Below are 26,791 nucleotides of genomic sequence, written 5' to 3'. Positions count from 1 at the left end.
CAGGGATTTTTTTATCAATTTCAGCTATTTAGTGCCCCATCGGGGGCATTGCCAATTATCGTTAGCAGAGCGATAGTGACCGCTAACATATAAATGGATAGGTAGCATGTCGGTAGAAGCCGATTGGTTCCTGCGAGCACACCCGGAAGTCACCACAATCGAGGCGTTACTTCCCGATTGTAACGGGGTAATGCGGGGTAAGTGGGTACCAAGACACAAACTGGGTAAGATTTTCGGCGGTGAGCTAAAACTGCCCAAAACTGCGCTCAGCCTCGATATCTGGGGAAGAGACGTGGAAGAGTTGGTGTTCGCGACTGGCGATGCCGATGGCATCTGCCTGCCCGTAGAAGGCTCCTTACTGCCAACTCCCTGGTCGCCTGACGGCCAGCATGGCCAGATCATGCTGTCTATGTTCGACGGCGACGGGGCTCCTTATATGGGCGACCCCCGCCACATACTGATGCAGGTAGTCAGCCGTTTTAAAGCGGCTGGCTGGCGCCCTGTGGTCGCCGCTGAACTGGAGTTTAGTCTGGTGACCTGGGATCGCGACATTCCCGCACATACCTGCCCCTCCCCCGTGGGCAGCGGTCCGGTGGGAGGCAATACCTACGGATTGGACGTTCTCAACCACCATAGACAAATGATGGAAGACTTGCGGGTCGCCTGCGAGATTCAAGATCTGCCTTTTGACGGAGTCGTCAAGGAGTCGGCACCCTCCCAATATGAAATTAACATGCAGCATGTCGATGACCCGGTAAAAGCAGCTCGGCAAATCATCATGATGAAGCGCTTGATCAAAGGGGTGGCCGCCAAACACGGGTTAATCGCCAGCTTCATGGCCAAGCCGTTCGAGAACGAAGCAGGCAATGGTATGCACGTTCACTGCAGTGTGCTGAACGAGAAAGGGATCAATATCTTTGACGATGGCACCGATAAGGGCACGCCGCTTCTGCATCAGGCGATCGGTGGATGCCTGACCTACATGGCCGAGTCTGTCGCCATTTTTGCCCCCACCTACAATGCCTATCGACGTTTCCAAAAGGGCTGCCATGCTCCCACCTTCCCCAGCTGGGGCTATGAAAACAGAACCGTAGCGATTCGCGTGCCTGCTAGTAGCCCGATTTCCAGGCGACTCGAACACCGGGTTGCCGGGGCCGATGCCAACCCCTACTTATTGTTCGCGGCGATTTTATCGGGAATGCTGGAGGGGATTAATGAAAACCTGTCGCCGGGAGGCCCCATCTCCGGAGATGGCTACGCACAGGAAGAGGCGAGCTTGCCGATATACATGCCCGACGCTGTGCGTATGTTCAAGGAGTCCGATTTCATCCGCAATGCACTGGGCAGCGAGATGCAGCGCATCTTTACGCTGAGTAAGGAACAAGAGATCGATGAATTTCGGCGTCGCATCACCACCCTCGAGTATCAATCCTTTTTGGAAAAGCTCTAGCCAAGCCGGACCATGGCTGTGAGCGCCATCGCTAGGTAATTTCTGACGTTTCTGGTCATGTACCTGAAGCCGCAGGCCTGCCAGAATCTATCCTGTGAAAAATACTATGACCAAGAAAAGTCTGCTACACCTGGCAATCATTAGCCTGTTCCTGGGCGTTCTCCATGTAGCCGGCGGCAAAGCCAGCAACTCCCTGCTCAGCGAGCAAGCCCGGGCCTGCTCGGCCAACCTTGGGCTACTGCCAGTGGCGGAAGGCCAGGTACTGTCAGCGCCACTGGATATCCTCAGTTGGAACATCCAAAAGGCGAGCAACCGCGGCTGGATGGAAGACCTTTTAATGCTGGGCGGTGAGAGCCACATCACCTTCATTCAGGAAGCCACATTGCGCGCTGAACTCGGTGAGGTGCAGCTCGGCGGTCCGCTTTACCAGTCGTTTGCCCCGGGCTATACCACAGCCCGCGATCGCACTGGAGTGATGACGCTAAGTACACACGCTCCAACCATGCAGTGCAACTTTACCCGCACAGAGCCCTGGTTGGGGACACCCAAGGCGGCAACGGTCACCGAGCATGCATTGGAGGGGCGCGACGACAGACTACTGGCAATCAACCTTCACGCCGTCAACTTCACTTTTGGCCTCGAGGATCTGCAGGAACAGCTGCGACCCCTGGTAGAATTGCTAATCACTCATCGTGGGCCGGCGATACTCGCTGGTGACTTCAATACCTGGAGTTCCGCCCGACAAAGGCTGATTGATCAGGTATTGTTCCAGCATGGACTGGAGCCTCTCGCCTTTGAGCCAGATTTGCGAACCACCGTTTTCGGCATGGCTTTAGATCACATCTATGTCCGTGGTCTTGCGGCTGAGTACACTGAAGTCATCCCGGTGACCAGCTCCGACCACAATGCTCTGCGTGCGCGACTCAGGCTAACGATGTGAGGCTTACGTGAGCAAACTATTAACGACAGTTTTCATTCTCATTTTTAGCAGCACAGGCTGGGCTGGCGATCAAACCGATTCTGAAGTGGAATACCTGCTGAGCTTCGTCGAAAGTAGCGGCTGCATCTTCCATCGAAACGGCAGCGACCACGATGCCGCTGACGCCGCTGATCACTTACGCCTGAAGTACCGACGTGGGAGTAAGTACGTTAAAAGTGCAGAGCAGTTTATTGACCGGCTTGCCAGCGAAAGTTCCTGGACAGGCAGTGAATACTCAGTGACCTGTGAGAGCGAAAAACAAGGCTCTGGCGCCTGGCTGCATGAGGCCCTGGAGGATCATCGAAAGTCTAAAACCCTCAGTCAAAATCAGAGTGGCGCCTGACGATCAACCTCAAGGCAATCAGGCCCGTTAGGCTCTGGAAGCGCCACATGCTCACGCTCCAATCGACGAATCAGGTAAAAGGCGGCAACGACTGCCAGGCTGCCGAAAATTACAGACCCCAACGCCTCCCCCAGTAAAACCCCCTTGGCGCCATACCAATGTGCGCCCAGATAAACAAAGGGGATAGTTCCCAAAAATACGCGACCGAAATTAAATCCTGTGGCCCATTGGGGATGATGCAAGTTGTTAAAGCTGGCGTTAGAAACAAACAAGGCACCATTAAAAAGGGACGCCCCCACCAGAAAGTGGCAGTAAAACAAGATCAACTCCGCTGCAGTGTCACTGGCAGAAAAAACTCTGACGATTCCGTCGCCCGCAAGAGCTAGAAGCCCCCAGACCACCAACACATAAATAACATTGAATAACATGGCATTACGCAGGGTTGAACGCACGCGGTCATAATGCCCAGCCCCCGCATTTTGGCCGATGATAGGACCCACCGCGCTGGATAATGCGAAAATCGCACAAAGTGCTACGGGCGTTATTCGACCCATTATCGCAGCGCCCGCCACGGCACTATCGCCAAACTGGGAGATCGCACGCAGCACAAAGCTGCCTCCGATGGGAGTAGCAAGATTAGTGAGCACAGCAGGGGTCGCAATTGTTAACAGCGGTTTCAGGTCAGCAAAAAATTCCTCCCGAGAGATACGCCGTGGCAAGCGATGCACTACATAAATAGCGTGCCAGGCAACAACCAGCACAACCAGGCGGGCCACCACGGAAGCCCAGGCAGCGCCTTCAAGACCCCAGCCCAGAGTAAAGATAAATAACGGATCGAGCGCCCCATTGACCAGTGACCCGGCAATCGTTGCCCACATTGAGCGCCGGGCATCACCCAAGGCCCTGACCCCGGCCGCTGCGCTCATTCCCAACACTAACACCGGCATATTGGGCAAAAGAATACCTGCGTAGCGAGTCGCATATTCAAGCGTTTGTCCGGAAGCACCCAGCAAACTCAGTAGCTCTTCGAGATATAGCCAGCCAAAGAAAGAAATAACCACAGAAAAAAGCACGCTGAATAACAAACCGCTACTGCAATAGCGGCTAGCCAAATCACGTCGCTGCGCACCCTCGGAACGGGCGACCAGTGCACCCAGGGAGATCTGCAAACCAATACTGATCGCCACCAGAAAAAACATCAGGGTGCCAGCAAAGCCAACCGCTGCGGCCAACTCCTGTTCGCCCAGCAGCGTAAGAAAGTACATATCAACCATGTCCACGCCGAACATAGTGAGCAAACCTGTCGCCGACGCCCCTGTCATCACCAGCACATGGCGCATGGTGGAACCTTGGGTAAACGCTGCCTGCTGTGACATGGTCTTTTTTCAGACTGGCTTGAGGGACAGGCATCATACTTTAGATTGCCCCGGCTGTGTGTGGTGCTGGCCGTTTCACAAACAAGTTCCATATACGGCATTGGTTACGGGAGACTTTTAGCGTTAAAAAAGTTACGCTACGCAAACTTTTTCGAACTCAGGAGACCTGGCGCGCGCCATGAACACTACCGAGCAAAAGCCACCCTTAAACCCTATCAATGCAGCTATCTTTCTGGGATTGCCGATCGCAGCCCTCGTCCTGGTTCCAGCCTGGGGTGTTTACCATGGTTACGATGCCTTCCAGTGGCTGTGGGCCCTGGCCTTTCTTTACTTCAATGGGTTATCTATCACCGGTGGCTACCATCGCCTTTGGTCTCACAAGGCTTACGAAGCACATCCGGCACTGAAATGGTTCTATGCGCTCTGGGGCGCGGGTGCGTTGCAAAATAGCATTCTGATCTGGTCATCCGACCACCGTCGTCATCATCGCTATGTCGATGATAACGATCGCGATCCCTACTCTGCGGGCCGCGGACTATGGTTCAGTCACATCGGTTGGATGTTGCGGTACTACAACACCAATGAACCGGACTTTAGCAACGTAAAGGACTTACAGCGCGATTCTGTCGTTATATTCCAGGACAAGCATTACGTCGCCTTGACTCTCTTGATGAACATTGCCCTACCGCTGATGCTGGGAATCTGGCACGGAGATATCATCGGGACATTGCTGCTGGTTGGTTTGCTGCGCCTCGTGGTAAACCACCATGTCACTTTCTTCATTAACTCTCTGGCACATTACTGGGGTACTCGGCCCTACACTGAGTCCAACAGCGCCCGTGATAACGGCTTCCTTGCATTTTTGACCTATGGCGAGGGCTATCACAATTACCACCACATCTTTCAAACAGACTACCGCAATGGCATTCGCTGGTGGCAATGGGATCCTACCAAGTGGCTGATCAGCGCTTGCTCACAGTTAGGTCTAGCCAAGAATCTGGTCCGTGTGCCAGATTTCAAAATCCAGCGAGCTATTCTGGACACCCAGTTCCAGCGCGCACGCGATCAACTGGAGCTGTCCCGCAGCCCAGACTCACTGCGCGCCACGTTAGAGCGCGAATACCAATTGTTCACCGAATCCATCAACCAATGGACCGGTCTGCAAACAGAGCGCTATGAATCGAAAAAAGCGGAGATCGGCGGAGCACTGAGTGAAAAGAAGCAAAAACTCCAGCTGCGCTGGGAAAGCGCTGCATTGCGTACCAAGTTCAAGGAATTGGAGTACTCACTAAAAATGCAACGCAAACGATTGAACCTGCTAATGGAGCAAATGCAGTTGCAGGCACAACCAGCTTGATCCCGGAATAAAACACAGGCTCCGCTCCGCAAGGACCGGGGCCTTTTTTTGGCGTCTATAATCTGTTCAGGGTCTCACCTCGTATATACTGGGCTATTAGCGAAGCAACGTCAGCACTACTATCGGTTCGCCGCGAGCTACTAAAAAGCAATCGCGAGCCCACAGACAGGAACAAAAACATGAGCGACTCAGTATACGATTTCACTTGCCAAACCCCTGGTGGCACAGACAAGCCCCTGGCTGACTACAAGGGCAAGGTCCTGCTGGTGGTGAACACCGCCTCCAAGTGCGGTTTTACACCACAGTTTGGTGGGCTGGAAGAAACCTACGAAAAGTACAAGGAAGAGGGACTGGAGGTACTTGGATTTCCCTGCAATCAGTTCGGCAAACAAGACCCGGGGTCCAATGACGAAATTCAGGAATTCTGTCAGCTCAATTATGGGGTTTCCTTCCCCATGTTTGGCAAAATTGAAGTCAACGGCTCAGGCGCTGACCCACTGTTTAAGCACCTGAAGAAAGAAGCACCCGGCACCATGGGCACCCAGGGAATTAAGTGGAACTTCACCAAATTCCTGATAGATTCCTCAGGCAATGTTGTCAAACGCTATGCACCGACGGTTAAGCCCAAGGACATTGAGAAAGACATTAAGCAACTGCTTGCCTGATTAAAGGCACTCAGGCGTTATCGAGACCCCTGATTAATCGCCGCCACGTCCTGCATCGGCCAGTAGTTTCTCAACACTGACACTCTGGACGTGGTTAGAGGCGCTTCGATTCAACGCCCAATGAGTACGGTCTGTACTTCATTAACAGAATCTGCAGAAAATACTAAATTACGCGCAAAAAAAAGCCCGGCCTAAGGCCAGGCTCTTCGCGTTCGTCATTCCCGCTTTCACGGGAGCGACTAGTATCGATTACTCGATGATTTTAGCTACAACTCCAGCGCCAACGGTACGGCCACCTTCACGAATCGCGAAGCGCAGACCATCTTCCATGGCGATAGGAGCAATCAGCGTCGCTACCATCTGTACGTTGTCACCCGGCATTACCATCTCAACACCTTCAGGCAATTCACAAGCACCAGTTACGTCAGTCGTACGGAAGTAAAACTGCGGACGGTAGCCTTTGAAGAACGGCGTGTGACGACCACCTTCGTCCTTGGACAGAATATAAACTTCTGCTTCGAACTTGGTGTGTGGGTTAACTGTACCCGGGTGAGCCAGAACCTGGCCGCGCTCAACTTCTTCGCGCTTGGTACCACGCAGAAGAACACCAACGTTCTCGCCTGCACGACCTTCGTCAAGCAGCTTGCGGAACATCTCAACACCCGTACAGGTTGTCTTCTGAGTTTCCTTGATACCGATGATCTCAATCTCTTCACCGACCTTGACGATGCCACGCTCAACACGACCCGTTACCACGGTACCGCGACCAGAGATAGAGAATACGTCTTCAACCGGCATCAGGAAGGCACCGTCAATCGCACGCTCAGGCTCAGGAATGTAAGAGTCCAGAGTCTCAACCAGAGTCTTAACCGCACTTGTACCCAGCTCGCCTTCATCTTCGCCGTTAAGCGCCATCAGCGCTGAACCACAGATGATCGGAGTGTCGTCTCCAGGGAAATCGTACTGGTCAAGCAGCTCACGCAGCTCCATTTCAACCAGCTCTTTCATCTCTTCGTATTCTTCAGAGTCCGTACCGCCACAATCTTCAGCCAGCAGGTCTGCTTTGTTCAGGAATACAACGATGTAAGGCACACCAACCTGGCGAGACAGCAGGATGTGCTCGCGAGTCTGGGGCATGGGGCCGTCTGTAGCACCACAAACCAGGATAGCGCCGTCCATCTGGGCAGCACCGGTAATCATGTTCTTAACGTAGTCAGCGTGTCCGGGGCAATCTACGTGAGCATAGTGACGAACAGGCGAATCGTACTCAACGTGGGAAGTCGCGATGGTGATACCACGCTCACGCTCTTCCGGCGCATTGTCGATGCCGTCAAAGGCAACCATTTCGCCACCCCAGACTTCCGCGCATACGCGTGTCAGGGCTGCTGTCAGGGTAGTTTTACCGTGGTCAACGTGACCGATGGTACCCACATTTACGTGGGGCTTAGTACGTTCGAATGTTTCTTTTGCCATTTGCAGGCTCCTCTATATTGAAGGGAAAAGAGTTTTGCTCTGTTCCCGGTTTTAAATTACCTAATTGTGTTTCGAGAAATAATGCCTTCAGCGACAGCGGCAGGCGCTTCCGCGTATTTGGAAAATTCCATCGTGTAAGTTGCTCGACCCTGAGTCGCGCTGCGCAGATCAGTCGCATAGCCAAACATTTCAGCCAGCGGCACTTCCGCGGTTACCACTTTGCCGGAAGGATTTTCATTCATACCGTCAATCAGTCCCCGGCGTCGATTAAGATCACCAACAACATCACCCATGTTCACTTCCGGCGTGACAACCTCAACGGACATAACCGGTTCCAGCAGCACAGCGCCACCTTCAGCCGACAGCTTCTTGGTTGCCAGGCTACCGGCAATTTTGAACGCCATTTCGTTGGAGTCCACATCGTGAAATGATCCGTCGTACAGTGTTGCTTTCAAGCCCAGCAGGGGATAACCCGCCAACACACCGTTTTTCATTTGTTCTTCAATGCCTTTTTGCACCGCTGGAATATATTCACGGGGAACGGTACCACCAACAATTTCGTTGACGAACTCCAGGCCTTCGGCATCGCTGTCCTCTGCCGGCTCGAACTTGATCCACACATGACCATATTGCCCGCGGCCACCGGATTGACGGACAAACTTACCCTCAATCTCAGAGATATTGCGAATCGCTTCGCGGTAAGCCACCTGGGGCTTACCAATATTTGCCTCTACGCTGAACTCGCGTTTCATGCGTTCGACCAAAATATCCAGGTGCAACTCACCCATTCCAGAGATAATAGTCTGACCGGTTTCTTCATCGGTTTTGACCCGGAATGAGGGGTCCTCTTGGGCAAGCTTGCCCAGTGCAATACCCATTTTTTCCTGATCCGGCTTGGAGCGAGGCTCCACCGCCACCGAAATAACCGGCTCTGGGAACTCCATACGTTCCAGCACAATAGGCTTGTCGATGTCACAAAGGGTGTCACCCGTGGTGACGTCCTTCAAGCCAACTGCCGCTGCGATATCCCCGGCCAGTACTTCCTTGATTTCTTCCCGGCTGTTGGAGTGCATTTGCACCATACGGCCAACGCGCTCTTTCTTTTCTTTTACTGAATTGTAAACCGCAGTGCCAGATTCCAGCTTGCCGGAATATACGCGGAAGAACGTTAATGTGCCTACAAAAGGATCAGTGGCAATTTTGAAAGCCAGCGATGAAAACGGCGCATTGTCGTCTGCTTCACGGGTCTCGACCGTTTCGGCCTTGTCCAGTAAGGTACCTTCAATCGCTTTAACTTCTGTTGGTGACGGCATGTACTCAATCACCGCATCCAGCATCGCCTGAACGCCCTTGTTCTTGAACGCAGAGCCGCCCAGAACAGGCACAATTTCATTGGCCAGAGTGCGTGCGCGTATGCCTGCCTTGATTTCTTCTTCGGTGAGCTCAACCCCGTCGAGATATTTTTCCATCATCTCATCTGTGGCCTCGGCCGCATTTTCGATCATGAACTCGCGCATGGCGTTGACTTCGTCGACCATGTCCTCGGGCACATCGGCATACTCAAACGTCATCCCCTGGTCAGCTTCGCTCCAGAGAATGGCCTTGTTCTTCACAAGGTCCACAACGCCTTTGAATTCGTCTTCAGCACCAATGGTCATCTGCATGGGAACTGCTACAGCGCCAAGGCGCTCTTGCAACTGACTGACCACCATGCGGAAATCCGCACCGGCGCGGTCCATCTTGTTGACAAAAACCATGCGCGGCACTTCGTACTTGTTGGCCTGGCGCCAGACGGTTTCGGTCTGGGGCTGAACCCCGGACGAGCCGCAAAGTACTACCACGGCCCCATCCAGCACCCGCAGGGAGCGCTCTACCTCGATAGTGAAGTCAACGTGCCCCGGAGTGTCAATAATATTGATACGGTGATCATCAAACTGGGCATCCATGCCCTTCCAGAAACAGGTCGTTGCAGCAGAGGTAATCGTAATACCCCGCTCCTGTTCCTGCTCCATCCAATCCATGGTAGCCGCACCATCGTGCACTTCACCGATCTTGTGAGACAAGCCAGTGTAGAAAAGAACACGCTCCGTGGTCGTGGTTTTACCCGCGTCCACATGAGCACAGATACCGATATTTCGGTACCTGTTGATAGGCGTTTGACGTGCCACGTTAGATTCCCCGTATAAAAGTGACTAAGCAGCTGCTTAGAAACGGTAGTGAGAGAACGCCTTGTTAGCTTCTGCCATGCGGTGAACATCTTCACGCTTCTTCACGGCATTACCTTTACCCTGGGAGGCGTCGATGATCTCGCCAGCAAGACGCTGACGCATGGACTTCTCACCACGGTTACGGGCGTATTCCACCAACCAGCGCATAGACAGCGCGATACGGCGAGCGGGACGCACTTCAACAGGCACCTGGTAAGTTGCACCACCAACACGGCGGGACTTTACTTCCACCATGGGCGCAATATTTTCCAGTGCTTCGTCGAAGGCTTCCAGAGGATCTTTGCCCAACTTGTCCTGGACAATGTCCAGAGCACCGTAAACGATGGTCTCTGCGACGGATTTTTTACCACTAATCATTACGTGGTTCATGAACTTTGCCAAAGTCACGTTGCCAAATTTGGGGTCTGGCAGTACTTCGCGTTTGGCGACTACTCTTCTTCTCGGCATGATATTGCCCTTCTATCTCTTCAGGTTTCCCGAACACCAACCTGCCACATTCGCGGGGGAGGCAGAGGTTCGGCCTTACTTACATCTTCAGCCAGTTTTCGCTAGCAGAACTTACTTGGGTCGCTTGGCACCGTACTTGGAGCGACCGTTACGACGGTCTGCTACTCCAGAGGTGTCCAGGCTGCCACGTACGGTGTGATAACGCACACCGGGCAAGTCCTTCACACGTCCGCCTCGAATCAAAACTACACTGTGCTCCTGCAGGTTGTGACCCTCACCACCGATGTATGAGGAAACCTCATAACCGTTGGTCAGGCGTACACGACATACTTTACGCAGTGCAGAGTTCGGTTTCTTGGGCGTAGTGGTGTAGACACGAGTACAAACACCGCGGCGCTGCGGACAGCTTTGCAGGGCAGGTACGTCGCTTTTTTCTACTTTGCGCTTCCTGGGCTTACGAACCAATTGGTTGATCGTTGCCATTCAGTTAGAACTCCAAAAAATATATTGTATTTCATAGCCTTATGGCCATGACCGCTAATCGGAAAGGAAAACGTGTCAATTAGAAGTATAAAAGACGCGCGAAGTCACCCCCGAAAAGAGGAGGCGGCATTCTATAGACGCGTGCTGAGGGAGTCAACCCGAAGGACGTGCTTTATAGTGTGTCTAATTGCATCAAATACAGTAGAAATATGCTGGTTTAATACTCCCAATGAAGCTCTTTTTCCTGTACCCTAGCGCCCTATTTTTTCCTGCCCATCTTAAAATCGACTGAGAAGCACAATGTCTGACTTATCGCTGTATAGAAACATCGGAATCTTCGCCCACGTGGACGCCGGCAAAACCACCACCACTGAGCGTATTTTGAAGCTCACGGGTAAAATTCACAAGACAGGTGAGGTGCACGACGGTGCAGCTACGACCGACTTCATGGAACAGGAGCAGGAGCGCGGCATTACTATTCAATCTGCAGCTACGACCTGTTTCTGGAAAGACCATCGCCTGAACATCATTGACACACCCGGACACGTTGACTTTACCGTTGAGGTTTATCGATCGCTGAAAGTTCTGGATGGCGGCGTAGGCGTATTCTGTGGCTCAGGCGGTGTTGAGCCCCAGTCAGAGACTAACTGGCGCTATGCCAACGAATCAGAAGTAGCGCGTATCATCTTCGTCAACAAGCTTGACCGAGTTGGCGCTGACTTCCTCCGCGTTGTCGACCAGGTAGAGAATGTACTGGGCGCCAACCCACTGGTCATGGTTCTTCCCATTGGCCGTGAAGATGATTTCATTGGCGTAGTTGACCTGCTGAGCCGCAAGGCCCACGTATGGCCCGATCCGGGCAATCCCGAAAAGTTCGAGATTTCCGACGTTCCAGCCGACATGGTCGATGACGTTGAAGAATGGCGTGAAAAGCTGATCGAAATGGCTGTAGAGCAGGACGATGACCTGATGGAAGCCTATCTCGACGGTAACGAGCCGGCAGAAGAAGACATCAAGCGCTGTATTCGCGAAGGTACCCGCAAGCTGGACTTCTTCCCCACCTACTGTGGTTCTGCATTCAAGGACAAGGGTGTTCAGCTCATTTTAGATGCGGTTGTAGACTACCTGCCAACGCCTACCGAAGTTGATCCCCAGCCACTGACTGATGATGAAGGGGAGCCCACGGGTGAAGTGGCCCTTGTTGCGACCGAAGAGCCACTGCGCGCGTTGGCGTTCAAAATTATGGACGACCGTTTTGGCGCACTGACCTTTGTACGCATCTATTCAGGCGTCCTTAATAAGGGCGACACCATCCTCAACACCTTCACAGGCAAGACCGAGCGAATCGGCCGCATGGTTGAAATGCACGCCAACGACCGTAACGAACTGAGCGCTGCCCAGGCAGGCGACATTATCGCTATCGTCGGCATGAAGAACGTACAGACTGGCCACACCCTGTGTGACCCCAAGAATCCATGCACCCTGGAAGCCATGGTATTCCCCGATCCCGTTATTTCTATCGCGGTTGCCCCTAAAGACAAGGCAGGCGCAGAGAAGATGGGTATCGCTATCGGCAAGATGGTTGCTGAAGACCCCTCCTTCCGTGTTGAAACCGACGAAGACTCAGGCGAGACCATTCTTAAAGGTATGGGCGAATTGCACCTGGACGTGAAGGTCGACATCCTCAAGCGTACCTACGGTGTTGAACTGAACGTTGGTAAGCCTCAGGTTGCCTACCGTGAAACTATTACCACGGAAGTGGATGACTCCTATACTCACAAGAAGCAGTCTGGTGGTTCCGGTCAGTTCGGTAAGATCGACTACAAAATCAAGCCCGGTGAGCCCGGTTCAGGTTATGTGTTCTCGTCCTCTGTTGTGGGCGGTAACGTACCCAAGGAATTCTTCCCAGCTATTGAGAAGGGCTTCAAGGGCATGATGAACGAAGGTACCGTCGCTGGATTCCCGGTACTGGATGTCGAAATCGAACTTTACGATGGTGGCTTCCACGCTGTTGACTCCTCGGCCATTGCGTTCGAACTGGCTGCAAAAGGCGCCTTCCGTCAGTCGATGCCCAAAGCGGGTGCTCAGTTGATCGAGCCCATCATGAAGGTCGACGTATTCACCCCGGACGATCACGTAGGTGACGTTATCGGTGACTTGAACCGTCGTCGCGGCATGATCAAAGACCAGGACGCCGGCACTACTGGTGTTCGTATCAAGGCTGACGTTCCCTTGTCTGAAATGTTTGGCTACATCGGTCACCTACGCACAATGACTTCAGGTCGCGGACAGTTCTCAATGGAGTTCTCTCATTACCTGCCTTGTCCCTCTGCTGTTTCAGAAACAGTCATTGCTGAAGTGAAGGAACGCAAAGCCAATAGCTAAGTGTTTTGAGCACATTAAAAAAGGCCGGCATGTATGCCGGCCTTTTTTTTGTCTGCGTTAACCTGCTGCAACAAAAAAGGGGCGACAGGTTATCCCCATCGCCCCTTGTATCAGGCAGAAAGCGTGCTGATTAGCTATCCGCTTGCAATGCCTCAGTCAGCGCTGCTTCGATTTCCTGGGCTGACACGACCATCTCGGAGTCTGCATCACGGGTGCGCTTGCGCTCCTCATGATAAGCCAGACCAGTACCCGCAGGAATCAAGCGGCCTACGACCACGTTTTCCTTGAGGCCACGCAAGTAGTCACGCTTGCCAGTCACCGCAGCTTCGGTCAACACACGCGTAGTCTCCTGGAAGGAGGCTGCGGAGATGAAGCTTTCGGTAGCCAGAGAAGCCTTGGTGATACCCAGCAGTTCGCGCTCACCAGTAGCCGGAACCATGCCCTCAGCCAGCAGTCGCTCGTTCTCTTCCAGCAGTGTCGTGTATTCCACCTGCTCACCCTTGATCAGGGTAGAGTCGCCGCTGGAGGAAATGACCACCTTACGCAGCATCTGGCGAACAATCACCTCGATGTGCTTATCGTTGATCTTCACACCCTGCAGACGATAAACCTCCTGGATCTCGTTGACGATGTACTTGGCCAACTCCTCGATACCCTTGAGGCGGAGAATATCGTGCGGGCTGGGCGGTCCTTCAGAAACCACTTCACCCTTCTCAACGAATTCACCCTCAAACACACTCATGTTACGCCACTTGGGAATCAACGCTTCATAGTGATCGGAACCATCGGCCAACAGCTTACCGTCGGTAGGAGTGATAACCAAACGACGCTTGCCTTTGGTTTCCTTACCGAAAGACACGGTGCCTGAGATCTCTGCCAGGATGGCAGGTTCTTTCGGCTTACGCGCTTCGAACAGGTCGGCAACACGCGGCAGACCACCCGTAATGTCCCGAGTCTTGGAACCTTCCTGTGGAATACGAGCAATGACCGAGCCCGCGCCGATGTTGGCGCCATCTTCCATTGACACCATCGCGTGGGGCGGCAGGAAGTAATGTGCGGGGACATTGGTACCCGCAAGACAAAGCTCTTCACCCTTGTCGTCCACAAGCGTTACCGCTGGGCGGATGTCCTTACCGGCCGCGGGGCGCTCAGCAGCATCCATTACGGAGATAGAAGACAAGCCAGTCAGTTCGTCCGTCTGGCGCTTAATGGTAATGCCCTCTTCCATACCGCTGAACTTAGCAGTACCGGCCACCTCGGTGATGATCGGGTGAGTGTGGGGATCCCAATTAGCGACAATAGCACCGGCGGTAATATCGTCATTGTCCTTGACTTTCAACACCGCGCCGTATGGCAGCTTGTAACGCTCACGCTCACGACCGCGAATATCCAGTACAGAAAGTTCGCCAGAGCGACTTACCGCTACCAGGTTACCGTCAGAGTTCTCAACCGTCTTGAGGTTATGGATACGCACTGTACCCTCGTTCATTACCTGAATGTTGTCCTGGGCAGTCGCCCGGGAAGCAGCACCACCGATGTGGAAGGTACGCATGGTCAACTGGGTACCGGGTTCACCGATAGACTGAGCTGCGACAACGCCGACAGCCTCACCCATATTGATGCGATGACCACGAGCCAGGTCACGTCCGTAACAAGCGGCACAAATACCGTGACGAGTCTCACAAGTAATCGGTGAGCGCACTTCAAATTCATCGATGCTCATTTCTTCCAGACGCTTAATCCACAGCTCGTCCAGCATAGTGCCGGCAGTCACCGCAATTTCGTCTTCAGAACCGGGCTTCATCACGTCACGAGCAACGATACGACCCAGCACCCTGTCACCCAGGGATTCAATGATGTCGCCACCATCGATAACCGGTGTCATCAACAGACCCTGGTCGGTGCCACAATCGACTTCAGTCACAACCAGATCCTGGGCAACGTCAACCAGACGACGTGTCAGGTAACCGGAGTTCGCTGTTTTCAGTGCGGTATCGGCAAGACCCTTACGAGCACCGTGAGTCGAGATGAAGTACTGCAGTACGTTCAAGCCTTCACGGAAGTTCGCCACGATGGGCGTCTCAATGATGGAGCCGTCTGGCTTGGCCATCAGACCACGCATACCCGCCAACTGACGAATCTGTGCGGGGGAACCACGAGCACCGGAGTCCGCGTAGATATATACCGAGTTGAAAGAAGCCTGCTGCTCTTCCTCGCCATCGCGGTTGATCACGGTCTCTTTAGACAGGCCTTCCATCATCGACTTGGAAACCAGGTCATTAGCGCGTGACCAGATATCGATCACCTTATTGTACTTCTCACCCTGGGTTACCAGACCGGCCGCATACTGCTCCTCGATCTCAAGTACCTCGGCTTCGGCGCTCTCAATGAGGCCAGCTTTTTCAGCGGGAATCTCAAAATCGTTAACACCAATTGAGGAGCCAGATCGAGTTGAGTACTCGTAGCCGGTGTACATCAGGCGGTCTGCAAAAATAACCGTAGCCTTGAGGCCAACAGCGCGATAGCACTGGTTAATAATGCGGGAAATGGACTTCTTGGCCATGTCCTGGTTGACCATATCAAAGGCAATACCCTTGGGTACAATCTCCCACAACAGGGCGCGGCCGACAGTAGTGTCTGCGATAAAGGTACGATCGATTGGATCACCTTCATCCTGAACCACAACCTCGTTAATACGAACCTTCACTCGTGCCTGCAAGTGCACATGACCGGCAACGAATGCGCGGTGCACTTCAGAGATGTTCGCGAAACGAGTGCCCTCTCCCTTGGCGTTAATACGCTCTCGGGTCATGTAGTACAAGCCCAGGACCACGTCCTGTGACGGCACGATAATGGGCTCACCGTTGGCGGGCGAGAGAATGTTGTTGGTAGACATCATCAACGCACGAGCTTCCAACTGCGCTTCAATAGTCAGCGGCACGTGTACCGCCATCTGGTCGCCGTCAAAGTCAGCGTTGTAGGCCGCACAAACCAGCGGGTGCAATTGAATCGCCTTACCTTCAATCAGTACGGGCTCAAACGCCTGGATACCAAGACGGTGCAAGGTAGGCGCTCGGTTCAACAGTACCGGGTGCTCGCGAATGACTTCAGCGAGGATATCCCATACTTCTGGTGGTTCACGCTCAACCATTTTCTTGGCGGCTTTAATCGTAGTCGCAAGACCACGGGCTTCCAGCTTGCCAAAAATAAACGGCTTGAACAGTTCCAATGCCATCTTCTTGGGCAGTCCACACTGGTGCAGACGTAAGGTTGGTCCTACCACGATCACCGAGCGACCAGAGTAGTCCACGCGCTTACCCAACAGGTTCTGACGGAAACGACCTTGCTTACCCTTGATCATGTCAGCCAGTGACTTTAGTGGACGCTTGTTGGAGCCGGTGATCGCACGACCGCGACGGCCGTTATCAAGCAGCGCGTCCACAGATTCCTGCAGCATACGCTTTTCGTTGCGCACAATAATGTCCGGCGCGTTCAGGTCCAATAAGCGCTTGAGGCGGTTATTTCTGTTAATTACCCTGCGATACAGGTCGTTCAGATCGGAAGTTGCGAAACGACCGCCGTCCAGAGGTACCAGTGGGCGCAAATCCGGTGGCAGCACGGGCAATGCGTTAAGCACCATCCACTCTGGCTTGTTACCGGACTTAGCGAAAGCTTCCATCAGCTTCAGGCGTTTGGACAACTTCTTAATCTTGGTCTCGGAATTGGTAGCGGGAATCTCTTCACGCAACTGGGCAACTTCCTGCTCCAGGTCCAATTGAATCATAAGATCCTGAACAGCTTCTGCACCCATCTTGGCCGTGAATTCGTCGCCAAACTCTTCCATGGACTCGTAGTACTGCTCATCAGACAGCAACTGGCCCTGTTCCAGGGTAGTCATACCCGGGTCGGTCACCACGTAGCTCTCGAAATACAGTACGCGCTCAATGTCACGTAGCGTCATATCCAGCAGCAGACCGATACGAGACGGCAGGGACTTCAGGAACCAGATGTGAGCCACAGGGCTCGCCAGCTCAATGTGTCCCATGCGCTCTCGACGTACTTTCGCCAGAGCTACTTCTACGCCACACTTTTCGCAAATCACACCGCGGTGCTTCAGGCGCTTGTACTTGCCACACAGACATTCGTAGTCTTTTACCGGGCCAAAAATCTTGGCGCAGAACAAACCGTCCCGTTCCGGTTTAAAGGTACGGTAATTAATAGTCTCGGGCTTCTTCACTTCACCAAAAGACCAGGAACGAATCATTTCAGGAGACGCCAGACCAATACGAATGGCGTCAAACTCGTCGTTGTGTCCCTGGGACTTCAGTAGATTAAGTAAGTCTTTCAAAGTATTTCCTCCGCAAATTCGTTGGTTAGTTACTCGCTCTCAAGCTCGATATCGATACCGAGAGAGCGTATTTCCTTAACCAACACATTGAAGGACTCGGGCATGCCCGGCTCCATGCGATGATCGCCATCAACAATGTTCTTGTACATCTTGGTCCGACCTGCCACGTCATCAGATTTCACCGTCAGCATTTCCTGCAAGGTGTAAGCTGCGCCGTAAGCTTCCAGTGCCCACACCTCCATCTCACCGAAGCGCTGGCCACCGAACTGCGCCTTACCACCCAGCGGTTGCTGAGTGACCAGGCTGTAGGAACCGGTAGAACGAGCGTGCATCTTGTCGTCCACCAGGTGGTTCAGCTTGAGCATGTACATGTAACCAACCGTGACCGGACGATCGAATGATTCGCCGGAACGGCCGTCATACAAAGTGAACTGACCGCTTTCAGGCAAGTCAGCCAATTCCAGCAAGTCCTTGATCTGAGATTCTGCTGCACCGTCGAATACCGGCGTTGCCATAGGAACGCCGCCGCGAAGGTTCTCTGCCAGATCCATGACTTCTTTGTCGGACAGGGACTTGAGGTCCTCCACTCGACCAGCGCCATTGTTGTAGATTGCTTCAAGGAACTTGCGCACCTCTGCAACCTTCTTCTGCTCTTCAATCATGACGTTGATCTTGTCACCAAGACCCTTGGCAGCCATACCCAGGTGAGTTTCAAGAATCTGACCCACGTTCATCCGCGAGGGCACGCCCAGCGGGTTCAGGACGATGTCCACGGGCTCGCCGTTTTCATCGTAGGGCATGTCTTCAACAGGCATGATTACCGAGATAACACCCTTGTTACCGTGACGTCCGGCCATCTTGTCGCCAGGCTGGATGCGACGCTTGATCGCCAGATAAACCTTGACGATTTTGAGTACACCGGGAGCCAGGTCATCGCCAGACTGCAGCTTGCCTTTCTTGATTTCGAAGCGCTCTTCCAGCAGCGTATTTTGCTCTTCCAACTGACGCTGGGCAGAAGCCAAAGCTTCGTTCAGTTCTTTCTCAGACAACTTGAGTTTGAACCACAGTTCACGCTCCAGTTCGCTAAGCACCTTGTCGGTTAGCTTAGTGCCCTTGGTCAGGCCAGCGCCGGATACAACGCTCTTGTTCTTGATCAGGTTCGACAGACGGGCAAACGTGGCCTCTTCAAAGATACGATACTCTTCCTTGAGATCCTTGCGGTAGTCGTCCAGTTGGCTCTTCTCGATCTGTTGGGCACGCTGGTCTTTTTCGAGACCGTCGCGGGTGAATACCTGCACGTCGATAACAGTACCCTTGGTGCTGGATGGCACACGCAGGGAGGTGTCTTTAACGTCGGAGGCCTTCTCACCGAAAATTGCACGCAACAGCTTTTCTTCCGGAGTCAGTTGGGTCTCGCCCTTGGGCGTCACCTTACCGACCAGAATATCGCCGGCGTCAACTTCAGCGCCAATGTACACGATGCCAGACTCATCCAGCTTGGACAGAGCGCTCTCACCAACATTGGGAATATCAGAGGAAATTTCTTCCGACCCCAGCTTGGTATCACGCGCAATACAGGTCAGTTCCTGAATATGGATCGTTGTAAAACGGTCTTCTTTAACCACTCGCTCGGATACCAGGATGGAATCCTCAAAGTTGTAGCCATTCCAGGGCATGAACGCAATGCGCATGTTCTGACCCAACGCCAGTTCGCCCATATCAATAGACGGGCCATCGGCAAGAATGTCGCCTCGGGATACCGCTTCGCCCTGTTTAACAATAGGACGCTGGTTGATACAGGTGTTCTGGTTTGAACGGGTGTACTTGGTCAGGTTGTAGATATCAACCGGAGCCTCGTCTACGCCTACGTCTTTATCATTGACGCGAACCACGATGCGACTAGCGTCAACTGAATCAATCACACCGGGACGGTTAGCGACCACACAAACACCGGAGTCAGAAGCTACATAGCGCTCCATGCCAGTACCGACCAGCGGCTTATCACTGGATAGCGTGGGTACGGCCTGACGCTGCATATTCGAGCCCATCAGTGCCCGGTTCGCATCATCGTGCTCGAGGAAGGGGATCAGGGCCGCAGCCACCGACACCACCTGCTTCGGTGACACGTCCATATAATTCACGTCTTCCGGTGCCTTCACGGTAAATTCGTTCAGGTAGCGAACAGCAATCAGTTCCTCGGTGAACTTCTTGTTCTTGTCCAGAGGAGAAGAAGCCTGGGCAATCACATTTTCAGCTTCGTTAATCGCAGACAGGAATTCAATGTCGTCGGTGACCTTACCGTTCACAACCTTGCGATAAGGACTTTCGAGGAAGCCATAGTCGTTGGTGCGAGCGTAAGTTGCCAGCGAGTTGATCAGGCCGATGTTCGGTCCTTCAGGTGTCTCAATAGGACATACGCGACCGTAGTGGGTCGGGTGTACATCACGGACTTCGAATCCAGCGCGCTCACGCGTCAAACCACCAGGGCCGAGAGCAGAAACGCGACGTTTGTGAGTCACTTCTGACAGCGGGTTATTCTGATCCATAAACTGGGACAGCTGGCTGGAACCGAAGAACTCCTTAACTGCCGCAGACACTGGCTTGGCGTTAATCAGATCCTGGGGCATCAGGCCCTCAGACTCTGCCATGGACAGACGTTCCTTAACGGCGCGCTCCACCCGGACCAAACCGACGCGGAACTGGTTTTCAGCCATTTCGCCCACAGAGCGAACGCGACGGTTACCCAGGTGATCGATGTCGTCGACAATGCCTTTACCGTTACGGATGTTGATCAGGGTCTTGAGGACCTCAACGATATCTTCTTTATCAAGAACACCGCTGCCGGTCACTTCTTCGCGACCCAGGCGGCGGTTGAATTTCATTCGACCAACAGCTGACAAATCGTAGCGATCAGCAGAGAAGAACAGGTTCTGGAACAGGTTCTCAGCAGACTCCTTAGTCGGTGGCTCGCCAGGACGCATCATGCGGTAAATTTCTACCAATGCTTCCAGTTCGTTACGAGTAGTATCCTGACGCAAGGTGTCGGAGATGAATGGACCACAGTCCAGTTCGTTGGTGTAAAGCGTCTGTACTTCCTTGACCCCGGCCTCTTCGAGCACGGCCAGTACTTCTTCAGAAAGCTCAGTATTACACTCGACCAAAACTTCGCCGGTCTTTTCGTCAACCAGGTTCTTGGCGAGCGCACGACCGTAAAGGTAGTCAGCCGGGATCTCAAGCTCAGTTACCTTGGCTTTTTCCAGCTCGCGAATGTGCCGCGCAGTAATACGGCGGCCTTCTTCAACAACTACTTTCTTGCCTACCTTGATATCAAAGGCAGCAACGTCCCCGCGCAGGCGCTCGGGGATCAGGGTCATAGTGAAATTGCCTTCACCCGCGGTGTGGAAAGTATTCACGTCGAAGAACATTTCCAGAATTTCTTCAGCCTGATAGCCCAGTGCGCGCAGCAAAATAGTAGCTGGCAACTTACGGCGACGATCAATTCGCACGTAAACCATGTCCTTGGGGTCGAACTCAAAGTCTAACCAGGAGCCACGGTAGGGAATCACTCGGGCAGAATAGAGCAGCTTGCCGGAAGAGTGGGTTTTACCCTTGTCGTGATCGAAGAACACACCTGGCGAACGGTGCAACTGGGATACGATAACGCGTTCAGTACCGTTGATAACGAAGGTACCGTTTTCGGTCATCAGGGGAATCTCCCCCATGTAAACTTCCTGCTCTTTGATGTCCTTGATGGTCTTATTGGAAGACTCTTTATCATAAATGATAAGACGAACCTTCACACGCAGGGCGCAGGAATAAGTGACACCACGCAGCTGACACTCATTAACGTCAAATACCGGAGTACCCAGAGCATAGTCCACGTATTCCAGAGCGGCGTTGCCGCTATAGCTGACGATCGGGAAAACCGACTTGAATGCAGCGTGTAAGCCATAGGCACCACGCTCATCAAGGGCAACCCCTTGCTGGGTGAATTTGCGGTATGAATCCAATTGGATCGCAAGCAGGTAAGGAACGTCCATTACCTTCGGCAACATGCCGAAATCTTTGCGAATGCGTTTTTTCTCAGTGTACGAGTATGCCATCGGTACTCCCCAGCGTATTTAAATCCAGCCCTACTTACAGGGCTCTTCAGACCGTAAACTACGGCCTCAAAATCTTGCTTGTTTCAAGCGGGAAAAGGCCGGTGGGGCAAATGCCTCACCAGCCTTGTCCGTGCCCGACAGTCACCCGTCGAACAAATGCTGAACTTACTTAAGTTCAGCTGCGCCGCCGGCTTCTTCCAGCTGCTTCTTAACGTCTTCGGCTTCTTCCTTGGTAGCGCCTTCCTTGATGGCGGAAGGAGCGCCGTCAACCAAACCTTTGGCTTCTTTCAAGCCCAGGCCAGTGACTGAACGTACTACCTTGATGACGTTGACCTTCTTCTCACCAGCAGAAGTCAGGATTACGTCAAACTCAGTCTGCTCTTCAGCAGCTGCGCCCGCGTCGCCGCCAGCGGCCGCAGGTGCGGCTGCAACTGCAGCAGCAGCGGTTACGCCGAATTTTTCTTCCATTGCTTCGATGAGCTCAACAACTTCCATTACGCTCATTTCTGCGATTGCATTCAAAATGTCTTCTTTTGACATGACTTGTATCTCCGTTAGCTGTAAAAACGTTGAAACCCTGGCTTACGCCGTGGCTTCCTTCTGATCGCGTACTGCTGCGAGTGTGCGAACCAGTTTTCCAGGTACTTCGTTCATTGTCTGAACCAGCTTGGTCGCCGGCGCTTGCATAACACTCATCAACATCGAGAGTGCCTGGTCACGCGTAGGCAACTTAGCCAAAACATCCAATTGTTCAGCACCCAGCATCTGGCCGCTTACCGCCAGTGCTTTAACTTCAAAGGCTTCATTATCTTTCGAGAAGTCCTTGAAGATTCGAGCCGCTGCGCCAGGATCTTCCATGGAAAATCCAAACAGGGAGGGACCAGCCAACGAGTCATTAACGCACTCGTATTCGGTACCTTCCAGGGCACGCTTGGCCAGGGTATTCCGCACTACACGGAGTGTTACCTGGTTTTCACGCGCATCTTTGCGCAGAGCTGTCATTCCATCCACGGTTACGCCACGTGCATCGGCGATAACCAGGGACATTGCACTGGTGGCAGTCTCGTTAACTTCAGCTACGATCGCTTTTTTGTCTTCGAGTCCAATTGCCACTGGAATTACTCCTGGATTGCTAAGTTAAGCAGTAACAAATCTATGCGACTGCTGCTTTTGCGTGGTGAACACGTTCACCATCTGCGTAGGTTTCGGCACCTGCCTCAATTAAACCGCTGTCAATCAACTGCCTCGACATTGGCACCTACGGTCTTTGATGGCCTTTAGTTTTCAGCTATACGGGCTTTGATACCCTTGCCTTGTCCAAAGACCTCAAAGTGGATCGGTTAACGCCTATTGGCACGCTCCGATCTACCGCTTTCCATCCGTGGAAAGCAATGAGAGCCCGCCCCTTGTGAGGGCGAGCCAACAATTACGACTCCAACGACCCTTGGTCGATGACTACACCTGGGCCCATCGTGGTGCTCAGGCTGATTTTCTTCATGTATATGCCCTTGGATGCAGCGGGCTTGGCCTTTCTCAGGTCTGCCAGTACTGCCTCAAGGTTGCCGCGAATGGAATCCAGATCGAAATCGATCTTGCCGATGCCGCCGTGGATAATGCCATTCTTGTCGGTTCGGTAACGTACCTGACCAGCCTTGGCGTTGTTGACTGCCGTCTCCACGTCAGGAGTCACAGTGCCAGTCTTGGGATTAGGCATCAGACCACGGGGGCCCAGTACCTGGCCCAACTGGCCAACAACACGCATGGCGTCGGGCGAGGCGATGACAACGTCAAAGTCCATCATGCCGCCCTTGATCTGTTCAGCGAGATCTTCCATACCCACCAGGTCAGCACCGGCGGCCTTGGCCTTCTCAGCTGCGTCACCCTGGGTGAATACCGCTACACGAACGTCAGAACCTGTGCCGTGAGGCAAGGTAGTGGCTCCACGCACAGCCTGGTCAGATTTACGTGCGTCAATGCCGAGATTTACTGCAACTTCCACAGTCTCGTTGAACTTGGCAGTAGCCAGTTCCTTGAGCATGCCTACCGCTTCGTCCAGCGGATAAGTCTTCTCGGGATTAACCTTCTCTTTAAATGCCTTTTGGCGCTTGCTCATCTTGGCCATCTTAGTTAACTCCCTCTGTGTCGATACCTGCAGAACGGGCACTACCAGCGATGGTACGCACAGCGGCGTCCATGTCAGCGGCAGTCAGGTCTGGCCACTTCTGGGTAGCTACTTCTTCCAACTGGGCGCGGTTTACCTTGCCAACCTTATTAGTGTTGGGGGTTCCTGAACCCTTCTTGATCTTGGCTACTTTACGCAGCAGCACAGACGCTGGAGGAGTCTTCTTGATGAAGGTAAAAGAGCGGTCGCTGTAAACAGTGATCACAACAGGAATCGGCAGCCCGGGCTCAGTGCCCTGGGTCTCGGCGTTAAACGCCTTACAGAATTCCATAATGTTCACACCATGCTGACCGAGGGCCGGGCCCACCGGGGGGCTCGGGTTGGCCTGACCAGCAGGCACCTGCAGCTTGATATAAGCTTCGACTTTCTTAGCCATGACTTTTCTCCTGGGTTCAAACGCTGTTTCGGCTTGCGCTTACTTCAGCTCCCCTATCAGGGCGACCGTGGTCGCCATTAACGCCGCCATCCCCATAAAAGCAGGGACGACATTTTCAGATCAAGCCTTCTCGACTTGACCAAATTCCAGTTCCACCGGAGTAGAACGACCGAAAATCAACACTGCCACATTCAGGCGGCTCTTTTCGTAGTTAACTTCCTCAACAACGCCATTAAAGTCATTGAAGGGACCATCGATAACCCGCACCATTTCACCGGGCTCGAACAATGTCTTGGGACGAGGCGCTTCTACACCCTGTTCCACTCGCTGCAAAATGGCATTTGCCTCTGCTTCAGTGATTGGCGCTGGCGTGTCAGCCGTGCCACCAATAAAGCCCATTACCCTGGGAGTTTCCTTCACCAGGTGCCAGGAATCGTCACCCAATTCCATCTGAACCAGCACATAGCCGGGGAAGAATTTGCGCTCGCTGCGACGCTTTTGACCGCCTCGCATCTCCACTACTTCCTCGGTAGGCACCAACACCTCGCCGAAGCGATCCTGCATGCCATGCAACTCAATGCGTTCTTGCAGGGCAGTCGCGACTTTCTTTTCGTAACCCGAGTAGGCGTGAACTACATACCAACGCATTGCCATCGACTAACCCTTAATTCTCTGTCTTATCCAATTGCCAGCGAAACCAACCACCCCAGGAACGAATCGAGTCCCCAAAGCATCAACGCCACCAGCACTACAAAAACAACAACAATCATCGTGGTTTGAACAGTTTCCTGGCGAGAAGGCCAGACCACCTTTCTAATTTCAGTCCGGGAGCCCTTTACCAGCGTCCAGAAAGCGGCACCCTTCGCAGTTTGCAGCGCCACCAAACCAGCGACGGCACCCAGCGCAAGAATACCCAACACGCGATAAAGCAATGACTGGTCCGCGTACATGCTATTACCGACTACCGCAGCGCCCACCAGGGCAAATACGACAAGCCACTTCAGTCCATCAAACCGACTTTCGGTTGTGTCCACACTCATTTATAAAAACCCTTACCTCGCAAGAAAGCTCCTCGGTCGAACAAGCCACCGGGGAGCGAATCCCTGCAAAACTTTTGAAGACGTCACCCGCTTTTCGAATGCCGCCCCTGCCATAAAATGGCAGGCCAGGAGGGAATCGAACCCCCAACCTGCGGTTTTGGAGACCGCTGCTCTGCCAATTGAGCTACTGGCCTAAATTTCTTGTCTAGACGACGAAGCCGAACTGCTGTTTCAGCGGTTCGGCTTATCGTTTTCGTCATTTCTGCCGGAGCGGAAAACCAGTGATCTCAAGTCACTGGACCCCCGCTTTAACGGGAGCGACTAGTATCGATTACTCGATGATTTTAGCTACAACTCCAGCGCCAACGGTACGGCCACCTTCACGAATCGCGAAGCGCAGACCATCTTCCATGGCGATAGGAGCAATCAGCGTCGCTACCATCTGTACGTTGTCACCCGGCATTACCATCTCAACACCTTCAGGCAATTCACAAGCACCAGTTACGTCAGTCGTACGGAAGTAAAACTGCGGACGGTAGCCTTTGAAGAACGGCGTGTGACGACCACCTTCGTCCTTGGACAGAATATAAACTTCTGCTTCGAACTTGGTGTGTGGGTTAACTGTACCCGGGTGAGCCAGAACCTGGCCGCGCTCAACTTCTTCGCGCTTGGTACCACGCAGAAGAACACCAACGTTCTCGCCTGCACGACCTTCGTCAAGCAGCTTGCGGAACATCTCAACACCCGTACAGGTTGTCTTCTGAGTTTCCTTGATACCGATGATCTCAATCTCTTCACCGACCTTGACGATGCCACGCTCAACACGACCCGTTACCACGGTACCGCGACCAGAGATAGAGAATACGTCTTCAACCGGCATCAGGAAGGCACCGTCAATCGCACGCTCAGGCTCAGGAATGTAAGAGTCCAGAGTCTCAACCAGAGTCTTAACCGCACTTGTACCCAGCTCGCCTTCATCTTCGCCGTTAAGCGCCATCAGCGCTGAACCACAGATGATCGGAGTGTCGTCTCCAGGGAAATCGTACTGGTCAAGCAGCTCACGCAGCTCCATTTCAACCAGCTCTTTCATCTCTTCGTATTCTTCAGAGTCCGTACCGCCACAATCTTCAGCCAGCAGGTCTGCTTTGTTCAGGAATACAACGATGTAAGGCACACCAACCTGGCGAGACAGCAGGATGTGCTCGCGAGTCTGGGGCATGGGGCCGTCTGTAGCACCACAAACCAGGATAGCGCCGTCCATCTGGGCAGCACCGGTAATCATGTTCTTAACGTAGTCAGCGTGTCCGGGGCAATCTACGTGAGCATAGTGACGAACAGGCGAATCGTACTCAACGTGGGAAGTCGCGATGGTGATACCACGCTCACGCTCTTCCGGCGCATTGTCGATGCCGTCAAAGGCAACCATTTCGCCACCCCAGACTTCCGCGCATACGCGTGTCAGGGCTGCTGTCAGGGTAGTTTTACCGTGGTCAACGTGACCGATGGTACCCACATTTACGTGGGGCTTAGTACGTTCGAATGTTTCTTTTGCCATT

20 protein-coding genes and 1 tRNA gene are annotated in these 26,791 nt (G+C 53.2%); 6 read left to right on the top strand and 15 right to left on the bottom strand.

Annotation, left to right across the window (positions count from 1 at the left end; genetic code table 11):
• Positions 1-106 precede the first annotated feature (106 nt).
• The 3 genes from EYC87_RS13775 to EYC87_RS13765 all read left to right on the top strand — a co-directional run bounded on the left by EYC87_RS13775 (position 107) and on the right by EYC87_RS13765 (position 2,772).
• Positions 107-1,450 (top strand): glutamine synthetase family protein, encoded by a 1,344-nt coding sequence (locus tag EYC87_RS13775; RefSeq protein WP_279253390.1) that lies wholly within the window; start codon positions 107-109, stop codon positions 1,448-1,450.
• Positions 1,451-1,556: 106 nt separating this feature from the next.
• A complete protein-coding gene (locus tag EYC87_RS13770; RefSeq protein ID WP_279253389.1) occupies positions 1,557-2,390 on the top strand; it encodes an endonuclease/exonuclease/phosphatase family protein in 834 nt (277 codons plus the stop codon).
• A gap of 7 nt (positions 2,391-2,397) precedes the next feature.
• Positions 2,398-2,772, top strand: a complete 375-nt coding sequence (locus EYC87_RS13765; RefSeq protein ID WP_279253388.1) for a DUF5329 family protein — start codon at positions 2,398-2,400, stop codon at positions 2,770-2,772.
• On the opposite strand, the gene EYC87_RS13760 is transcribed toward EYC87_RS13765, so the two are convergent.
• Entirely contained in the window at positions 2,757-4,148 is a 1,392-nt protein-coding gene (locus EYC87_RS13760; RefSeq protein WP_279253387.1) for an MATE family efflux transporter, read from the bottom strand. The genes EYC87_RS13765 and EYC87_RS13760 overlap by 16 nt on opposite strands.
• A gap of 178 nt (positions 4,149-4,326) precedes the next feature.
• Between EYC87_RS13760 and EYC87_RS13755 the strand changes: the two genes are divergently transcribed.
• Both EYC87_RS13755 and EYC87_RS13750 read left to right on the top strand, forming a co-directional pair.
• Positions 4,327-5,505, top strand: a complete 1,179-nt coding sequence (locus EYC87_RS13755; RefSeq protein ID WP_279253386.1) for a fatty acid desaturase — start codon at positions 4,327-4,329, stop codon at positions 5,503-5,505.
• 179 nt (positions 5,506-5,684) lie between these two features.
• Positions 5,685-6,170, top strand: a complete 486-nt coding sequence (locus tag EYC87_RS13750; RefSeq protein ID WP_279253385.1) for a glutathione peroxidase — start codon at positions 5,685-5,687, stop codon at positions 6,168-6,170.
• Positions 6,171-6,419: 249 nt separating this feature from the next.
• Here the strand turns inward: EYC87_RS13750 and tuf (EYC87_RS13745) are convergent, their stop codons facing one another.
• From tuf (EYC87_RS13745) to rpsL, 4 genes are all read right to left on the bottom strand, one after another.
• Positions 6,420-7,643, bottom strand: coding sequence for an elongation factor Tu (tuf, locus tag EYC87_RS13745; RefSeq protein WP_007228146.1), 1,224 nt, complete (start codon positions 7,641-7,643; stop codon positions 6,420-6,422).
• A 56-nt stretch (positions 7,644-7,699) separates the two neighbouring features.
• Complete coding sequence (gene fusA, locus EYC87_RS13740) at positions 7,700-9,811, bottom strand: elongation factor G (protein WP_279253384.1); 2,112 nt, start codon at positions 9,809-9,811, stop codon at positions 7,700-7,702.
• Positions 9,812-9,847: 36 nt separating this feature from the next.
• Positions 9,848-10,318: a 30S ribosomal protein S7 gene (gene rpsG, locus EYC87_RS13735; protein ID WP_040542810.1), complete on the bottom strand. Its 471-nt coding sequence runs from the start codon at positions 10,316-10,318 to the stop codon at positions 9,848-9,850.
• 111 nt (positions 10,319-10,429) lie between these two features.
• Positions 10,430-10,801 carry a 30S ribosomal protein S12 gene (gene rpsL, locus EYC87_RS13730; RefSeq protein WP_007230799.1) on the bottom strand — a complete coding sequence of 124 codons (372 nt, stop codon included), beginning with the start codon at positions 10,799-10,801 and terminating at the stop codon, positions 10,430-10,432.
• Between the two features lie 300 nt (positions 10,802-11,101).
• Between rpsL and fusA (EYC87_RS13725) the strand changes: the two genes are divergently transcribed.
• Positions 11,102-13,186: an elongation factor G gene (gene fusA, locus EYC87_RS13725; RefSeq protein ID WP_279253383.1), complete on the top strand. Its 2,085-nt coding sequence runs from the start codon at positions 11,102-11,104 to the stop codon at positions 13,184-13,186.
• 130 nt (positions 13,187-13,316) lie between these two features.
• On the opposite strand, the gene rpoC is transcribed toward fusA (EYC87_RS13725), so the two are convergent.
• The 10 genes from rpoC to tuf (EYC87_RS13675) all read right to left on the bottom strand — a co-directional run bounded on the left by rpoC (position 13,317) and on the right by tuf (EYC87_RS13675) (position 26,790).
• On the bottom strand, positions 13,317-17,534 hold the full coding sequence (gene rpoC, locus EYC87_RS13720; protein WP_279253382.1) for a DNA-directed RNA polymerase subunit beta': 4,218 nt from the start codon (positions 17,532-17,534) through the stop codon (positions 13,317-13,319).
• A gap of 29 nt (positions 17,535-17,563) precedes the next feature.
• Positions 17,564-21,637 carry a DNA-directed RNA polymerase subunit beta gene (rpoB, locus tag EYC87_RS13715; protein WP_279253381.1) on the bottom strand — a complete coding sequence of 1,358 codons (4,074 nt, stop codon included), beginning with the start codon at positions 21,635-21,637 and terminating at the stop codon, positions 17,564-17,566.
• Between the two features lie 165 nt (positions 21,638-21,802).
• Complete coding sequence (gene rplL / locus EYC87_RS13710) at positions 21,803-22,177, bottom strand: 50S ribosomal protein L7/L12 (RefSeq protein ID WP_007230798.1); 375 nt, start codon at positions 22,175-22,177, stop codon at positions 21,803-21,805.
• 42 nt (positions 22,178-22,219) lie between these two features.
• Positions 22,220-22,750 carry a 50S ribosomal protein L10 gene (gene rplJ / locus EYC87_RS13705; RefSeq protein WP_007230808.1) on the bottom strand — a complete coding sequence of 177 codons (531 nt, stop codon included), beginning with the start codon at positions 22,748-22,750 and terminating at the stop codon, positions 22,220-22,222.
• Between the two features lie 313 nt (positions 22,751-23,063).
• Positions 23,064-23,759 carry a 50S ribosomal protein L1 gene (gene rplA, locus EYC87_RS13700; RefSeq protein WP_007230809.1) on the bottom strand — a complete coding sequence of 232 codons (696 nt, stop codon included), beginning with the start codon at positions 23,757-23,759 and terminating at the stop codon, positions 23,064-23,066.
• Between the two features lies 1 nt (position 23,760).
• Entirely contained in the window at positions 23,761-24,195 is a 435-nt protein-coding gene (gene rplK, locus EYC87_RS13695) for a 50S ribosomal protein L11 (protein WP_040542806.1), read from the bottom strand.
• A 120-nt stretch (positions 24,196-24,315) separates the two neighbouring features.
• Positions 24,316-24,849, bottom strand: a complete 534-nt coding sequence (gene nusG, locus EYC87_RS13690) for a transcription termination/antitermination protein NusG (protein WP_279253380.1) — start codon at positions 24,847-24,849, stop codon at positions 24,316-24,318.
• 23 nt (positions 24,850-24,872) lie between these two features.
• Positions 24,873-25,235, bottom strand: coding sequence for a preprotein translocase subunit SecE (gene secE, locus EYC87_RS13685; RefSeq protein WP_007230803.1), 363 nt, complete (start codon positions 25,233-25,235; stop codon positions 24,873-24,875).
• 118 nt (positions 25,236-25,353) lie between these two features.
• Positions 25,354-25,429 (bottom strand) — tRNA-Trp (locus tag EYC87_RS13680).
• A 137-nt stretch (positions 25,430-25,566) separates the two neighbouring features.
• Positions 25,567-26,790, bottom strand: a complete 1,224-nt coding sequence (gene tuf, locus EYC87_RS13675) for an elongation factor Tu (RefSeq protein ID WP_007228146.1) — start codon at positions 26,788-26,790, stop codon at positions 25,567-25,569.
• Position 26,791: the final 1 nt, after the last annotated feature.

This window comes from Candidatus Seongchinamella marina, assembly GCF_026262685.1.
Classification (GTDB): Bacteria; Pseudomonadota; Gammaproteobacteria; order Pseudomonadales; family Halieaceae; genus Halioglobus; species Halioglobus marinus.
This window is presented reverse-complemented; position numbering and strand designations above follow the sequence as displayed.

Coding starts and splice junctions, on each gene's coding strand:
- EYC87_RS13775 (WP_279253390.1), top strand. CDS start 107: ATGTCGGTAGAAGCCGATTGGTTCCTGCGAGCACACCCGGAAGTCACC.
- EYC87_RS13770 (WP_279253389.1), top strand. CDS start 1,557: ATGACCAAGAAAAGTCTGCTACACCTGGCAATCATTAGCCTGTTCCTG.
- EYC87_RS13760 (WP_279253387.1), bottom strand. CDS start 4,148: ATGTCACAGCAGGCAGCGTTTACCCAAGGTTCCACCATGCGCCATGTG.
- EYC87_RS13755 (WP_279253386.1), top strand. CDS start 4,327: ATGAACACTACCGAGCAAAAGCCACCCTTAAACCCTATCAATGCAGCT.
- EYC87_RS13750 (WP_279253385.1), top strand. CDS start 5,685: ATGAGCGACTCAGTATACGATTTCACTTGCCAAACCCCTGGTGGCACA.
- tuf (WP_007228146.1), bottom strand. CDS start 7,643: ATGGCAAAAGAAACATTCGAACGTACTAAGCCCCACGTAAATGTGGGT.
- rpsG (WP_040542810.1), bottom strand. CDS start 10,318: ATGCCGAGAAGAAGAGTAGTCGCCAAACGCGAAGTACTGCCAGACCCC.
- rpsL (WP_007230799.1), bottom strand. CDS start 10,801: ATGGCAACGATCAACCAATTGGTTCGTAAGCCCAGGAAGCGCAAAGTA.
- fusA (WP_279253383.1), top strand. CDS start 11,102: ATGTCTGACTTATCGCTGTATAGAAACATCGGAATCTTCGCCCACGTG.
- rpoB (WP_279253381.1), bottom strand. CDS start 21,637: ATGGCATACTCGTACACTGAGAAAAAACGCATTCGCAAAGATTTCGGC.
- rplL (WP_007230798.1), bottom strand. CDS start 22,177: ATGTCAAAAGAAGACATTTTGAATGCAATCGCAGAAATGAGCGTAATG.
- rplA (WP_007230809.1), bottom strand. CDS start 23,759: ATGGCCAAGATGAGCAAGCGCCAAAAGGCATTTAAAGAGAAGGTTAAT.
- rplK (WP_040542806.1), bottom strand. CDS start 24,195: ATGGCTAAGAAAGTCGAAGCTTATATCAAGCTGCAGGTGCCTGCTGGT.
- nusG (WP_279253380.1), bottom strand. CDS start 24,849: ATGGCAATGCGTTGGTATGTAGTTCACGCCTACTCGGGTTACGAAAAG.
- secE (WP_007230803.1), bottom strand. CDS start 25,235: ATGAGTGTGGACACAACCGAAAGTCGGTTTGATGGACTGAAGTGGCTT.
- tuf (WP_007228146.1), bottom strand. CDS start 26,790: ATGGCAAAAGAAACATTCGAACGTACTAAGCCCCACGTAAATGTGGGT.